14 protein-coding genes and 1 pseudogene are annotated in these 14,361 nt (G+C 71.6%); 10 read left to right on the plus strand and 5 right to left on the minus strand.

Features of this window, described 5'->3' with window-relative positions:
* Nucleotides 1-27 precede the first annotated feature (27 nt).
* Nucleotides 28-453 carry a hypothetical protein gene (locus L942_RS12455; protein WP_037359222.1) on the plus strand — a complete coding sequence of 142 codons (426 nt, stop codon included), beginning with the start codon at nt 28-30 and terminating at the stop codon, nt 451-453.
* A 15-nt stretch (nt 454-468) separates the two neighbouring features.
* On the opposite strand, the gene L942_RS44245 is transcribed toward L942_RS12455, so the two are convergent.
* A complete protein-coding gene (locus L942_RS44245) occupies nt 469-690 on the minus strand; it encodes a hypothetical protein (protein WP_037359225.1) in 222 nt (73 codons plus the stop codon).
* A gap of 61 nt (nt 691-751) precedes the next feature.
* On the opposite strand from L942_RS44245, the gene lepB (L942_RS12465) reads away from it, so the two are divergent.
* Nucleotides 752-1,528: a signal peptidase I gene (gene lepB, locus L942_RS12465; protein ID WP_051165900.1), complete on the plus strand. Its 777-nt coding sequence runs from the start codon at nt 752-754 to the stop codon at nt 1,526-1,528.
* A 31-nt stretch (nt 1,529-1,559) separates the two neighbouring features.
* Entirely contained in the window at nt 1,560-2,207 is a 648-nt protein-coding gene (gene lepB / locus L942_RS12470; protein ID WP_106964881.1) for a signal peptidase I, read from the plus strand.
* Here the strand turns inward: lepB (L942_RS12470) and L942_RS12475 are convergent.
* Nucleotides 2,105-4,036: an ABC1 kinase family protein gene (locus L942_RS12475; protein ID WP_037359231.1), complete on the minus strand. Its 1,932-nt coding sequence runs from the start codon at nt 4,034-4,036 to the stop codon at nt 2,105-2,107. The genes lepB (L942_RS12470) and L942_RS12475 overlap by 103 nt on opposite strands.
* 172 nt (nt 4,037-4,208) lie before the next feature.
* Here L942_RS12475 and L942_RS12480 point away from each other — a divergent pair, with 172 nt between their 5' ends.
* A complete protein-coding gene (locus L942_RS12480) occupies nt 4,209-4,751 on the plus strand; it encodes a snapalysin family zinc-dependent metalloprotease (protein WP_037359234.1) in 543 nt (180 codons plus the stop codon).
* 36 nt (nt 4,752-4,787) lie between these two features.
* Here the strand turns inward: L942_RS12480 and L942_RS12485 are convergent, their stop codons facing one another.
* On the minus strand, nt 4,788-5,513 hold the full coding sequence (locus tag L942_RS12485) for a class I SAM-dependent methyltransferase (RefSeq protein WP_037359363.1): 726 nt from the start codon (nt 5,511-5,513) through the stop codon (nt 4,788-4,790).
* Between the two features lie 83 nt (nt 5,514-5,596).
* On the opposite strand from L942_RS12485, the gene L942_RS12490 reads away from it, so the two are divergent.
* Nucleotides 5,597-6,796 carry a sensor histidine kinase gene (locus tag L942_RS12490; protein ID WP_037359236.1) on the plus strand — a complete coding sequence of 400 codons (1,200 nt, stop codon included), beginning with the start codon at nt 5,597-5,599 and terminating at the stop codon, nt 6,794-6,796.
* On the plus strand, nt 6,793-7,440 hold the full coding sequence (locus L942_RS12495; protein ID WP_037359365.1) for a response regulator: 648 nt from the start codon (nt 6,793-6,795) through the stop codon (nt 7,438-7,440). The genes L942_RS12490 and L942_RS12495 overlap by 4 nt, the downstream gene beginning before the upstream one ends.
* Here the strand turns inward: L942_RS12495 and L942_RS12500 are convergent.
* The gene (locus tag L942_RS12500; protein ID WP_037359239.1) at nt 7,424-9,103 is read right to left on the minus strand and encodes a GGDEF domain-containing protein; all 1,680 of its coding nucleotides are present in this window, start codon (nt 9,101-9,103) and stop codon (nt 7,424-7,426) included. The genes L942_RS12495 and L942_RS12500 overlap by 17 nt on opposite strands.
* A gap of 145 nt (nt 9,104-9,248) precedes the next feature.
* The gene (locus L942_RS12505) at nt 9,249-10,355 is read right to left on the minus strand and encodes a lycopene cyclase family protein (RefSeq protein WP_037359241.1); all 1,107 of its coding nucleotides are present in this window, start codon (nt 10,353-10,355) and stop codon (nt 9,249-9,251) included.
* A gap of 38 nt (nt 10,356-10,393) precedes the next feature.
* Here L942_RS12505 and L942_RS12510 point away from each other — a divergent pair, with 38 nt between their 5' ends.
* The 4 genes and pseudogenes from L942_RS12510 to L942_RS46305 all read left to right on the plus strand — a co-directional run.
* Nucleotides 10,394-11,956, plus strand: coding sequence for a deoxyguanosinetriphosphate triphosphohydrolase family protein (locus L942_RS12510; RefSeq protein WP_037359244.1), 1,563 nt, complete (start codon nt 10,394-10,396; stop codon nt 11,954-11,956).
* Nucleotides 11,957-11,996: 40 nt separating this feature from the next.
* Nucleotides 11,997-12,488: a GNAT family N-acetyltransferase gene (locus tag L942_RS12515; protein ID WP_037359246.1), complete on the plus strand. Its 492-nt coding sequence runs from the start codon at nt 11,997-11,999 to the stop codon at nt 12,486-12,488.
* A gap of 269 nt (nt 12,489-12,757) precedes the next feature.
* Nucleotides 12,758-13,492: an acVLRF1 family peptidyl-tRNA hydrolase gene (locus tag L942_RS12520; protein ID WP_440201311.1), complete on the plus strand. Its 735-nt coding sequence runs from the start codon at nt 12,758-12,760 to the stop codon at nt 13,490-13,492.
* A gap of 158 nt (nt 13,493-13,650) precedes the next feature.
* A pseudogene (locus tag L942_RS46305) lies at nt 13,651-14,238 on the plus strand (ATP-binding cassette domain-containing protein); the annotation flags it as partial.
* Between the last annotated feature and the right edge of the window lie 123 nt (nt 14,239-14,361).

The following is a 14,361-nucleotide window of genomic DNA, read 5'->3' on the forward strand; positions in this document are numbered from 1 at the left end:
GTCGGGGCCGGGTGCTATCACTGGTCAATGACCGAATCCGTCTCCGAATCCGTGCTCGAAGCCGAAGAAAGACCCAGCCGCGGCCTGGCGGTGGGAGCGGTGTCGGTGGCCGCGGTGAGTTTCGCGCTCGCGGTGCTGACCTGGCTGGCCTGGCTGCTCGTCCGGCCCCGGCTGCTGGTCAGCGGGGTGTATCCGATCGTGGCTGAGGTGTTCGTCCTGGTGCTCGGCGCGCTGTGGTTCGCCGCGCTGCTGGCCGGAGTGCTGGCGATGGTGCTGGGGCTGCTCGGGGGAGGACGCCGCCGAACCGGCGGCGAGCTGGCCCGCACCGGCGCGCTGCTGGGCGGGCTGACCGTGGTGGTGGCGCTGGCCGGGACGGTCGCGTTCACGGTGAGCCCCGGCCCCTCTCCGATGTATCCCGCCGGGCGGCCGCTCAATTCGATCATCCGCGAGTGAGGTCTGTATAACGACCTATACAGACTCCACGTCGGCGGCGTGCTCGGCGAGCCCGGCCTCGAAGGCGGGCCGGTAGTGCTCGTCGGAAATGCGGTCGAACGGCGGCAGCTCGTAAGGCAGGTCGCTGGGGACGGCGAACGGGTTGTCCGGGGACTCGGCGGAGGCGCCGCGCGAGTCGGCGGGCGTTCCGGTGCGGTTACGCGAGGTTTCGCAGGTCCATAGTGGACAGAACGGCACAATCGCCCCGGGCGATCGCGGACCGCGTAACGGATCCGCGCTTCCCGCCGATCCTCGCGAGGTGATCGACGGTTTCCCGGCTCCGCCGCCGGTTTCCCGCGAGCCGCGCCGGTTTTCGGTGGTGCTGGCGCTGTTCGTCGTGGTCGCGCTGACTGGCGTGGCCGCATGCGGGTACGGGCTGCTCACGGTGTTCGGCTACCGCTGGGTGAAGGTGCCGGACAATGTGATGGCTCCCGCCGTGCCCGCCGGGACGACGATCGTCTTCGGCAAGCGGGACGGGCAGGTCTACCACCGCGGCGATGTCGTGCTGGCGCGCATGCCCGCACACCAGGGGGACCGAGCTTTCATCCTGCTGGGCCGGGTGATCGGCGTCGGCGGCGACGACGTGCGCTGCTGCGACGAGAAGCGCCGGATCGTCGTGGACGGCAAGTCCGTCGACGAGCCCTACGAGAGCGGTGACGGACCCCAGTTCCGCGCGGTCGTCCCGAAGGACGCGGTCTTCCTGGCCGGTGATCGGCGCGACCTCGGCTGGGATTCCCGGAACGTGGAGGCGAGCGGGCTGGACGGCTCGGTGCCGGTGTCCCAGGTGTACGGGGTGGTCGCCGCCTCCGGGCCGAACCGGTGGTGGGTGCGCACGCTGCCTCCGACGACGGCGTTCACCGCCGCGGGACTGCCGGGTGCGCCGGAGGTGGATCAGGGACCGTTCCTGGGCCGGGTGCTGGCCGGAGCCGGGGCGGGAGTGTTCCTCGTCGGGTTCCTGGGCGCAGTCGGGACGGGAGTTCGCCGGGGCCGGAAGCGACGCCGGGCTGCCGGAGACCCATGGCTGTCCGCCGGGTAACGAGTGTCCGGTCCGTCCCGATGATCGCTGAGTGACGGAAGGCTTCCCTGCCGCGCCACCGCGGGCCGTGCGTGCGCCGCGTCGGTTTTCCTGGGTGCTCGCCGTTTTCGTCGTGGTCGCGCTCGCGGGCTCGGCCGTGACGGTGACCGGTCTCTTCAAGGTGTTCAACGGACGGCGCGGGGTGTTCCTGCAACGGGTGATCGCGGTCGGCGGCGACGAGGTCGAGTGCTGCGACCTGCGGCACCGGATCAAGCTGAACGGCAAGCCGGTCGACGAGCCGTACGCGGCCGGCGAGCAGACGCCGTTCTACGCGAAAGTGCCGCCAGGCAAGGTTTTCCTGGCCGGGGACCAGCGCGACCTGGCCGACGACTCGCGGTGGCGCGTCAACGAATCCGGCGGGGGAGCGGTGCCGTTGTCCGCGGTGCGCGGAGTGGTCGTGGCGACCGGGGACCTGTTCTGGGTCAAGCAGATCCCGGTGACCACCGCGTTCACTGCCGCCGGTTTTCGGGACGACAGAGCCGGATTCCGGACCCGTCACCGGCCGGATCACCGCCGGGACCGGCGCGGGAGTGTTCTTCATCGGGTTCGCCGGGCTGCTCGTGACCGCCGTCCGGATCGCCGGAAGACGACGAAAAGCAGCCGCAGCCCCGCCAGCGCGCTGATCATCAGCAGGTTGTAGCCGAAAACGTGGTTCAGCGTCAGCCCGGGCACCAGCCGCGGGCCGCTCGAACTGGCCAGCAGCAGCACGGCCATCAGCCCGGTGGCGATGCCGACCAGGGCCAGCAGCACCTCGTGCACCAGGCCGGTCACCAGGTCGCGGTCGCGTTCGTCGGAGAACAGCCGCAGGTTCACTGACAGCCGGCCTTCTTCCAGCGCCGCGCCGATCCGGTCGACCCGACGGGGCAGCCGCCGCAGCACTGGCAGCAGGGCGGTGAATTCGTCGGCGACGGTGCGGCGCAGGATTTCCGGACGCGGGCCGAGGCGTTCGGTTGCGAACGCGCGGGATTCGGCGACCAGATCGAAGTCCGGGGCCAGCGTCGCGAGGGTGCCTTCCATGGTCGCCAGCGCCCGGAACACCGCGGCGATCGGCGGCGGAACGGCCAGCCGGAAGTCGGCGATCACGCGGAACAGGCCGGTGAACAGGTCGAGGCCGGGCGTCCGGCCAGGGCCGAAGTGCCGGGCGAGCAAGGTGCCCAGTGCGCGTTCCAGGCGTGGTTCGTCGAGGTCGTCGGGGCGGTGGACGATTTCCAGCAGTCCGTCGCGGACGCCGGCCGGGTCGCCGCGGTCGACGGCGGGCAGCAGGGCCTGCAGACCGGCGCGCAAGCCGGTGTCGAGGCGGCCGACGGAGCCGAAGTCGAGCAGGCCGAGCGTGCCGTCTTCGAGCAGCAAGACGTTGCCCGGGTGCGGATCCGCGTGGAACACCCCGCCCAGCAGCACCTGGTCGAGCAGTCCGCGCAGGAAGGTGCGGGCAAGGTCTTCGCGGGAGTGTGCGGAACTGGTGGAGAGCGGTTTTCCCTCGAGCCTGCGCAGCACCAGAACGCGCTCTGTGGACAGTGCTTTGTGGACGGTCGGCAGGGTGATGCCGGGGGTCGGATGCGCGGCGATCGCTTCGATGTTCGCCGCTTCGGTGCGGAAATCGAGTTCGTCCTCCAGGGATTCGGCGAATCCGTCGGCCAGCTCTCGCACGCCGAGCGAGCGGGCCCAGGCCGCGCGTTCGTACAGCACGGCGGCGAGGCGGCGGACGATGTCGATGTCGCGTCGCACCTGCTCGCGGATCCCGGGTCGCTGCACCTTCACGACGACCTCGGCACCGGACCGCAGCCGCACGCCGTAAACCTGCGCGATCGACGCGGCGGCAAGGGGTTCGTCGTCGAGGTGCGCGAACGCGGTGACGTCGATTTCCTCGCGGAGCAACGCGCGCACCTCGTCCTCGGGCGCGGGCGGAACCTGATCGTGCAGGCGGCTGAGTTCGCGGATGTACACCGGCGGCAGGAGATCCGCGCGCGTCGAGAGCACCTGGCCGAGTTTCACGAACGTCACGCCCGCTTCTTCGAGCGCCAGCCGCAGCGACCGGGCGAGCTTCGCCGAACCGTCGGGGTCCGCGGTGCGCCGGCCGGCGAGGAACGACCCGAGACCGTGCCGGATCGCGATGCGCATGATCCGCGAGTAACGGCGGGCGCGCGCCGCGCGGGACCGCAGCGACCGGATCCGGGCGAACAGTCCGGGGCCGCCGGACGGAATCGCGAGTTCGGCGACGAACAGGACCAGCAGCGTCACCGCGAGCGCGCTGCCCGCCAGCGGGATCAGCAGTCCGATCGCGACCCCGGCGTTCGTGAGCACGGCGAGCGGGAACAGCCGGACCACGGTGCCCGCGTCGAGCCAGCCCGCCAGCGCGGCGCCGAGCGCCCGGACGAGCCCGACGCGCACCCCGAGCACCTTGCGGGCGGCGGCGATGAGCGGCCACAGCACGACGACGTAGGCCAGCAGGCCGAGCAGCAGCGTTCGCATAACGACGAGCACACCAGCGCGGCGGCGCGCACGGATCCAGCCGCGGCGGGACGGGCCTCCCTCTCGGGAGGGAGCGTCCTACTTTCGGACGTAGCCGCGCTGGTGGTGAACTTCTAACCTCATCGAGCGGACAACGGGTTGCTTGCTTTCTCGATGAGCTACGGAGGACACGATGCACGCACGAGGGTTCCGGCGGATCGCCGCACTGGCCATGGGCGCCGCCGCTCCGCTCGGCTTGGGCCTGGCGACCGCACCCGCCGCGTCCGCCGCCGCGGCGACCACCGTCTACTACAGCTCGGCCGGCGCGCCGGACTATGTCGCGCAGATCGACCAGGGCGCGGCGAACTGGAACGCCGCGGTCAGCGACGTGCGGCTGGTGAAGGACGAGGGCAAGGCGACGGTCGTGATCCACGAGGTGCACAGCGGCGGCTCGTACACGCAAACCGACGGACACGGCAACGGCGACGTCTATCTGGACACGAGCCAGGTCGCCGAGGGCTACGACCCGACCCGCATCGCCGCGCACGAACTCGGCCACAACCTCGGCCTGCCGGACCACTATTCGGGCCCGTGTTCGGAGCTGATGTCGGGCCACGGGCCGGGCACGTCGTGCACCAACGCGAAGCCGGACGCGCAGGAATCGGCGAAGGTGCAGCAGTTGTGGGCCAACGGATTCCGCGCCGAGGGCACGCGGGTGACCCAGACTGTCTACTGAGGACGGTGCGGGCCGGAGAGGTTCCGGCCCGCGCGTTCACTCCGCCTGGAGCAGGAAGAACAGGAAACTCGGGCTGACGCACAGCATCCGGTAGTCCTCGGGGAACAGCTTTTCCGCCTCCGGAACTGGTTTCGGCTCGCTGAGCACCGAAATCCGGAACCCGGCCGCGGTGAACGCGTCGGTCATCACGTGCAGCGGGCGGTTCCAGAAACGCATCGGTGTGGTGCGGCCGCCGGCTTCCCAGTCTTCGGTCCACTCGTAAGTGGCCGAGTAGTCGGTCTTCTGCCCGGTCTGCCGCTGCAGCAGATGGATCGCGAATGGATGGTCGACCACCACGATCAGGCGTCCGCCCGGCCGGAGGACGCGGTGGAACTCGGCGAGCGTCGGGCCCCAGTCTTCGAGATAGTGCAGCACGAGCGAGGCGACGACGTCGTCGAACGCGTTGTCCGCGTAGGGAAGAGGCTCGGCCACGTCGGCGACGCGCAGGTCCGCGTCCGGGCCAAGCCGCTGACGGGCGATTTCCAGCATGCCGCCGCTGAGGTCGAACCCGGACACGTCCGCACCGCGTTCGCGCAGCGCGGCGGTCAGCGGCCCGGCACCGCAGCCCGCGTCGAGAATCCGCCGCCCGGCTACGTCCCCGGCCAGCGCCAGCACGGCGGGCCGCTCGTAGTAAGCGTTCTGGATTTCGGTGTCCGACCATCGGGTATAGGTGTCGGCCAGCAGGTCGTAGTCGTTGACCACGGTGCTCTCGTCAGCAGGCATGCGGTCCACGGTGCCAGAAAACCGGCGGCCGGGTCCCGCGCTGGAGGGAGGCGTCCGCGCGGACCGCCTGTCAGGATTGGCGGGTGCGTTTCTTCCGTCCGCTGGTCAGCGGGGTCACCTATCGCCGATGGGTGTACTTGATCCTCGGCGCCGCGCTCAGCGTGCCGTACCTGCTGCTCGCCATGGTCGCGATGCCCGCGCTGATGCCGTTCGCCACGACGATGGGCTGGGCGAGCCTCGTCGGAGTCGTCGTGATGTTCGTCGTGCTGGCCGCGACCGCGTTCCTGCCCGCGGTGCGGGTGCTGGAGGCGGCCGCGGTGCGGGAGTTGCTCGCGCAGCCCGCGCCGGGACGCGGCCGGGTGCGGTGCGCGACGATGTTCGTGCTGCACGTCGTGGCCGGTCTGTGCACCGGGCTCGCGACGCTCGCGGTGCCGGCCGGATTCGGGTTCGCGATCAACGCGGTGTTCACCGGTCGGCTTGTCGACACTCCGGATTACCACCTGACGGTGCCGCGCGGCTGGGCTTCGGCCTGGCTGCCCGCGGCGTTCCTGGTGGCGTTCGCCGTGCTGATCTACTTCGTGTGGGGCGTCGGCGGGGTGCTGCGCCGCGCGGCGGCCCGGTTGCTCGGCTGGTCCGCCGCCGAACGCATCGCGCAGCTCGAACGCCGCACCGAGCAGCTCGCCGAACGCACCCGGCTCGCGCGCGAACTCCACGATTCCGTCGGGCACGCGCTTTCCGTGGTCACCCTGCAAGCCGGGGCCGCGCGGCGGACGTTGCACACCGATCCCGGCTTCGCCGAGGAAGCGCTCACCGCGATCGAGGAATCCGCCCGCACCGCGCTCGACGACCTCGACCACGTCCTCGGCCTGCTCCGCGACGAGGCCCGCGACCGGACGCCGCACGCGGGCCTCGCCAATCTGCCCGCGCTGATCACCGTGACGCAGCAGTCCGGGACGGATTGCCGGGTCGAAGTGGAAGGCGACCTCGCGAAAGTGCCCGCGGTGGTGTCGCGCGAGGTGTACCGGATCCTGCAGGAATGCTTGACCAATGCGGTGCGCTACGCGGGCAAAGTGCCGGTCACCGTCGCGTTGGCCGTGTCCGACGGACAGCTTCGGGCCGCAGTTGCGAACCCGCTCGGTTCGGCTCGTCCGTCGCGCGGCCGCGGCGGTCGCGGTCTGCGGGGCATGGCGGAGCGGGCGGAATTGGTGGGTGGCAAGCTGTCCGCGGGACCGGCCGGCGAAAACTGGGAGGTCGTGGTGACGGTGCCGTGGGGGAACCGGTGAGCGTGCGAGTCCTGCTGGTGGACGACGAACGGCTGATCCGGGCCGGGCTGCGCGCGATCGTGGACAGCGAACCGGACCTGACCGTGGTCGGCGAGGCGTCCGACGGCGCGGAGGTGCCCGGTCTGGTCGGGCAGCTGCGGCCGGACGTCGTGCTGATGGACGTGCGGATGCCCGCGGTGGACGGGATCCGCGCGACCCAGCACCTGCTGTCCACCATGGACGAACCGCCGAAGGTGATCGTGGTGACCACCTTCGAAAACGACGACTACGTCTACGACGCGCTGCTCGCCGGGGCAAGCGGATTCCTGCTGAAACGCGCGCGGCCGGAGGAGATCGTCGCCGGGATCCGCACGGTGCTGGCGGGGGATTCGCTGCTGTTCCCGGCGGCGATCCGGGGCATGGCCGCGCGCCGTCCGCCCGCGCCTTCCGCGGCGCCGCTGGACTTCCTGACCGAACGGGAACGCGACGTGCTGCGGCTGATGGCGGCCGGACTGTCCAACGGGGAGATCGCCGCGGAGCTGTTCCTGGGGCTGCAGACGGTGAAAACGCACGTCGGGAACGTGCTGGCGAAGCTGGGCGCGCGGGACCGGACGCAGGCGGTGATCCGGGCTTACGAATCGGGGTTCGTCAGGCCGAGCGGCTGACGGCGACGTCCCGGCCGATGCCGCGCAGCACCTCGACGCGGTCGCTGCCGGGCCGGCTGAGGACCCAGCTGGAACCGGGAACCGCCTTGGCGCGCTTCTTCAACGGCGCGAGCAGCCGGGAAGCGTCCCGATAGGACGGAATGCTGCCGCTGGCGCACACGAGCGTCGCCAGGGAGACCGTGACCGGCATTCCTTCGGCGGACCAGCGCGTGTCCAGCAAAGCCGCGGCGACCGTGCCGATTTCGTCCACGTCGCACACGATCAGGAAATCGTCGCCGCCGACGTGGCTCACGCGCATCCTCGGCAGCCGCCGGGAGAGGTCGGTGAGGGTTTCGCCCAGTGCGCGGATCAGGTCGTCGCCCGCGGCGAAACCGGCGTTGTCGTTGACCGACTTGAACGCGTCGACATCCAGCCACGCGGCGACGAACTGCTCGCCGCTCGCGATCCGGCGTTCGACGTCGCGCGCCGCCGCTTCGCTGCCCGGCAACCGGGTGAGCGGGCTGAGCGTGACCGCCTCTTCGACCTTCGCCTCGGCGACCCCGCGCACGACCTCGGTCACCAAAACCACGCCGAGGCAACGCCCGGCCGCGTCGACCACCACGACGTCGTCGCCGGTGCGGCCCCAGTCGGCGTCGGTGACCAGTTCGAGGAATTCCAGCGCGCTCGCGCCCGCCTCGATCAGGTGCGGTTTGTCGGCCAGTCGCGCGGCGGGCCGCTTCGCGTGCAGGGCGTGCCCGTACGGACCGGTGATGGTGACGAGAAAACGCGTCCGGTCGACCGACCATTGTGGACGGTTGTCCGCGTCGACGCCGACCACGCCGCTCGGCGCGTCCGCGGCGGCGAGCACCTCGCGGACGTCGTCGCAGGTGGCGTCGACCGGCAACGTCGTGGCCGGGCGCAGGAAATCGCCGACCCGCGGGGCCTGCGGCGGCGCGGGCGTGCGGCGGTCCTCCGGCAGGACCGCGCCGGAGGCGGGCGCGGACCGGTGCGGCGCGGGCGGCGCGAGCAGATTGCCCTGGGCGATCCGGACGCCGAGGCTCTGCGCCGCGTCGAGCTGCGCCTCGGTCTCGATCCCGGTCGCGACCAGCCGGATGTTCGTGCGCGAGGTGTAGTGCAGCAGCGCCTCGACCACCGCGGTCGACGCCGGGTCGCCGGGCAGGCCGCGCAGCACGCTGCGGTCGAGTTTCACCAGGTCCACCGGCGACTGCGCGAGCAGCGCCAGCGGCAGGTCGCCGCGGCCGAGCCCGTCGAGCGCGAGCCGGAAGCCCTGTTCGGTGAGTGCGCGCATGCCCTCGAGCAGGCGGCCGATGGGCAGGTGCGTGAACGGGGGCCCGACCTCAAGCACCACGTCGCGGGTGCGCCGTCCGGCCGCCCCGAGTTCGGCGATCAGCTCGGCGAAGGCCTCCAGCGGCGACGCGAGCGTGCGCGCGGAGAGGTTGAGGTGCAGCGGGAGCGCGCTGGGCCGCTCGGCCTCCTGGCGCACCGCGGCGGCGGCCAGCCCCAGGTCGACCTCGGTGAGCCGGCCCGCGCGGCGGGCCTCGGCGAGCAGCTCGTGCGCCGTGCCCCGGCCCGGCCGGGCCAGTGCTTCGTACGCGACGACTCCGCCGGTGTGCAAGCTGTACATCGGCTGGAAGGCGAATCGGACCGCACGCAGCGTCGTCACGGAGGCGATAGTCGCACCGCCGCGGCCGGCTGCGAAACCGTTGTCAGCTGATGTTCACCAGCGCGGCACTTTGGCCACCGGATCGGAGTAACAGAATGCTTTTCCCGTTCCCTCGATCGGGAGCGGGAAAATTCCCGGCGCCGCGTCAGCCGAGCAGTCGCCTGCGCAGGCCCGCGGGAGCGGTCCGGAACAAGTTTGCCATGGTCGCGGCGGTGCCGGGCAGGTCAGCGCGGCCCGAGGTGAACGCGCGCTGCGCCGGTGCCGGAAGTTCGAAGAACAGGTCGAAGAATTGCGCTGACTGGGCGGGTGACATTCGGCACAATGCACGGAGACCGTGGCGGCGCAAGGCATGCACCGCACGGGCTTCGGGCGGCCACAATGCCTTCCGGGCCGCACTGGCGGCGGCCGCTGGACCCGCGTCGAACGCGTCCGCGAGCGCCTCCGCGACGCGCGGCGCGAGCTGCAACGCGGTCGCGAGGCTGTAGCCGGTCGCCGGATGCACGAGCGCGCCCGCGACGCCGAACGGCACCGCCTGGCCGCGTTTCGGCAACGGGACGTCGAGCACGATCCGCACCTGTTCGACCCGGCCCGCCGGACGGATGCCCGCCGCTTTGAGGTGTGCGTGCAGCCGCCGGGCCAGTTCGGACACCGATAACCCGGGCCGCCGGGCCAGGGACGTCTCCTCGACCAGGACCGAGCCGTCGCCGAGGGGCAGCAGGTAGCGGAAGCTGTCGGTCCCGTCGCGCCAGTCCATGAACACCGCGGTGTCGGCCGGGAGCAGTCGCTCGGCCTGGTCCGCCGGCAGCACGAGCCCGTACGCGGTCTGTTCGGCGCGCGGGGCCCTTAGCTTGGGCGCGCCGGTCGCGTCGACGAACACTGCCGTCGCGATCTGTCGGCCGTCGGCGAGCAGGACCGTCGAACCGTGCGGGCCGTGTTCCGCGCCGGCCGCCTTGCCCGTGATGACCTCGACCTTCGGCTCGGTGAGCCACTCGCGCAGCCCGGCGTTGTCGAGCACCCGGTACTCCCGGCCGACGCGGTGCTCGCGGGTCCCGAAGGCCAGCGTCGTCGCCGGAGCCGCGGCGATCGCTTGGCCCGGCAGCTCCGGCACTTCGTCCGCCCACAATCCGTAAGTGTTCGGCCACTTCCGGTGCGGCTCCGGGTCGAGCACGGCCGTGTCCAGTCCTCGCCGGGCGCACGCGGCCGCCAGCGCCCTTCCGGCCGGGCCGCCGCCCGCCACCAGCACGTCGGTCATCCCGCAATCCTGCCGGACGGCCGGATACGGTGGGACGCATGGACGAGACCGATCCGAGGGCAGCGCGCCGGGACCCGGCGAACGGGACGGGCGGGTTCACCGATCTGGCGACCAGCCCGTTCCGCGTCGACCGCGACCGGATCACCGCGTCGCCGTTCTTCGCGCGGCTCGGCGGGGTCACCCAGGTGGTCAGCGCCGGCGGCGCCGGCCTGCTGCACAACCGGCTGACGCACAGCCTGAAGGTCGCCCAGGTCGCGCGCGGGATCGCGGAGCGGATCACCGGATCGAGCGAGTCGGCCGAACTGGCCGCGAAACTCGGCGGCTGCGACCCGGACGCGTGCGAGGCCGCCGCGCTGGCGCACGACCTCGGGCACCCGCCGTTCGGGCACCTGGGCGAGCAGACGCTGGACCGGATCGCACGGCACCGGTTCGGCCTCGCCGACGGGTTCGAGGGCAACGCGCAGTCGTTCCGCATCATCACCACGACGGACGTGCGCGGCCCGTCCGCCATCGGACTGGACCTGACGACCGCGGTCCGCGCGGCGGTCCTGAAGTACCCGTGGGCCCGCTTGCACTACCCGCAGCCGCATCCGACCGGGATGCCGGTGCCTCCTCGCGGCGCCGCCGAACCGGAGGACGCTCCCGGCACCGGCGCGAGCAAGTTTTCCGCCTATGTCACGGAATTGGACGACTTCGCACAGGCCCGCGCTCCCTTCCTCGGCCGGATCGAGCAGTGGCAGCAGACGGTGGAAGCGTCCGTGATGGACACTGCCGACGACATCGCGTACGCGATCCACGACCTGCAGGACTTCCACCGCATCGGCGTCCTGCAGCACGCCCCGGTCGCCGCCGAGCTGGGGGAGTGGCTGGCACACGCCGTCGAGCTGGCCTCGTTGGACGACGCGCGGCTGACCGCCGAAATCCGCCGTCCCGGCCGTTCCCTGGAGCGGATGCGGCGCCGGATGCACCTGAAAGACAGCTGGATCGTGGACGACGACGCCTTCGCCGCGGCCGTCGCGCGGGTGCAGCGAGAACTGGTCGACGGCCTGCTCGCGGACGGTTTCGACGGCTCGACCGAAGCGGAACAAGCGACCGCCGCCTTCTCGGCCAGCTGGATGGCGCGGCTGGTGGACGGGGTTTTCGTGCTGTCTTCGCCGCCGATCCGGTCCGGGCACGTCTCGCTGCGGCCCGCGCAGTGGCACGAGGTGCAGGTCCTGAAGTTCGTGCACCGGCGGTTCGTGTTGCTGCGCCCCGATCTCGCCCTGCACCAGCGCGGCCAGGCCAGCCTGGTCACGACGCTGGTCGACGCGCTGGACGCGTGGCTCCTGGACCGCGACGAGGCGTCCCGGCTGCCGCGCCGGCTGCACGACCTGATGGAACTGGCGCACAGCGAGTACTCGGCGCTCGCCCGCAGCGCGCCCGAGCTGCTGGTGGGTGCGACCGGCGAACGGATCGAGGGCGCGGACGCGGTGCGCGGGCTGGCCCGGGGACGCGCGGTCGTGGACTTCGTGGCTTCGCTGACGGACAAGCAGGCGGTGACGCTTCTGGACGCGTTGTCCGGGCGGTCGAGCCAGCCTTGGTCGGATTCCTTTGTGCTGTAAATAAGTTGCGCTGCCCGGTCTTGCTGAGCACGGTGGGCGGATGCCGTCGACGATCCGGGAAGCCGGCGCCGGCGATTGGCCGCGGATCTGGCCGATCGTCCAGGACGTGGTGACCGAGCAGCAGACGTTTCCCTACGACCCGGCCATGACCGAATCCGAAGCCCGGCAACAGTGGCTGGTCCCCGCTCCGGCGCGGGTGGCGGTCGCGGTCGACGGGGACCGCGTGCTGGGCACGGCGAACAGGTATCCCAACCGGCCGGGTCCGGGCAGTCATGTCGCGTCGGGGAGCTTGATGGTGGCCCGCGACGCGCGCGGATCGGGCGTGGGGCGGGCGTTCGAGGTCGACCTGGTCGGCTGGGCTCGCCGGACCGGATTCGCGGCGATTCAGTTCAACGCGGTGGTCGAGACCAATGCGCCCGCGATCCGGTTGTACGAGAGCCTCGGGTTCGTGACGCTGGGGGTCGCGCCGGAGGCGTTCCGGCATCCGGTCGAGGGGCGGGTCGGGTTGCGGATCATGTGGCTGGAGCTGTGACTGGGCGGCTTGCCCCGCAGGCCCCGCCCGGGACCGTCCCAGAGCAGAGCTGCTCGGCTGAACGGCCGACGACGTCCAGTGGGCAACGGATATTTCCCGACCACTGTCACCCCAACGGCCGTTTTTCCCCGGGCGGCAGTGGTACTTGGCTGGATCCAGCCGGTGATCACCGGCGTTGGCCGGCGTGAGTCGGGGCACGCGGTGCGAGATCGGAGGCGCACGTGCGTCGTACCCGTTCAGCAGGAGCCTCGACAAGAAGACGGACGGGCGTGGTCGCCGCGGCGGTGCTTGCCGCCGGGCTGGCGACACCGCCACTGGCCGGAGCGCAGGAGTCCACAGTGGACTCGATCGCGAACAGGCAGATCGCCGCGTTGCAGGCGGTCAAGGCCGGGCAGACCGCGACGGAGTCCAAAATAGACAGCAAACTGCTCGTCGGTTCTCGCCGCGACCCACGTGCGAGTCAGAGCCGAAACGGCACCACGGCCACCGTGACTGTCCCGTTCGGACCGTTGCGAACTGAAGGCGAATATCCCGGACTGGCCGTCGAACCCTTGCTCGACCACGTGCGGACACCGAGGCTGATCGCGCTGCTGCTGGTGCGGAAAGGCGGGCATTCGCTCGGACTCGCTTACGACGGACGGGTGGTCCTCTCCCGAACCGACCGCCATCACGGGCAAGGCCGGACCGCAGCGGGCGGATGGTCGCAGCAACGCTTCGCGCGCCGCCGCGAAGGCCAAACGCGGGCCGCGCTGCGGTCGGCCGCTCAGGACGCGTTCGAGGTTCTGCTGCCGCGACTGTCCGAAGTGGACGCTGTGGTGCTCGGCGGAGACCGCCGGGCGCTCGGCGAGCTGCGCGCTGACCGCCGGCTCGCGACGCTGTTCGACCGGGCCGAGCCGCGCGTGCTCGAGATCCCCGAACCCCGCCGCGAGGTGCTGGCCGAGGCGGCGCGGCGGGCACGCGCGGCGGAGCTGGTGGTGAGGGAGCCGACAGCAGGGCGCGAGTGAATCCGGACACGGCCGCGAAAACCGTTCGACCCCGACCCGTACACTGGATGCGTGGTCAACAGGGCATTGGTGCGGATTCAGAGAGAATAGCCGCCCGCCCCGCATCGCACGCGGTGCCGGGGCGCTCCAGCACGTCCATCAGACCGCCCCCGTATCCGGGAGTTCTCTTGATCACGGCCACTGGCCTTGAGCTGCGCGCCGGCTCGCGCATCCTGCTCAACGGCGCCACCCTCCGCATCCAGTCCGGCGACCGCATCGGCCTCGTCGGCCGCAACGGCGCGGGCAAGACCACCTCGCTGAAAGTCCTCGCGGGCGAGGGCGAGCCGCACGCCGGCGACGTCCGGCGCAGCGGCGAACTCGGCTATCTGCCGCAGGACCCGCGCGAGGGCGACCTGTCGGTCACCGCGAAGGACCGCGTGCTGTCCGCGCGCGGCCTCGACACCCTGCTGCGCGACATGGAAAAGGCGCAGACCGCGATGTCCGAGCTGGTCGACGACAAGCAGCGGGACAAGGCGATCAACCGCTACGCGCGGCTCGAGGAGCGGTTCTCCGCGCTCGGCGGGTACGCCGCGGAGAGCGAGGCCGCGCGGATCTGCTCGAACCTCGGCCTCGCCGACCGCATCCTGTCGCAGACGCTCAGCACGCTGTCCGGCGGGCAGCGCCGCCGCGTCGAGCTGGCGCGCATCCTGTTCGCCGCCGCCGAGGCGGGCGCGGGCGGCAAATCCGAGACGATCCTGCTGCTGGACGAGCCGACCAACCACCTCGACGCCGACTCGATCAACTGGCTGCGCGGCTTCCTCAAGCAGCACGACGGCGGGCTCGTGGTGATCAGCCACGACGTCGAACTGCTCGGCGACGTCGTGAACAAG

It is taken from the genome of Amycolatopsis orientalis DSM 43388 (assembly GCF_000411975.1).
Lineage (GTDB): Bacteria > Actinomycetota > Actinomycetes > Mycobacteriales > Pseudonocardiaceae > Amycolatopsis > Amycolatopsis orientalis_D.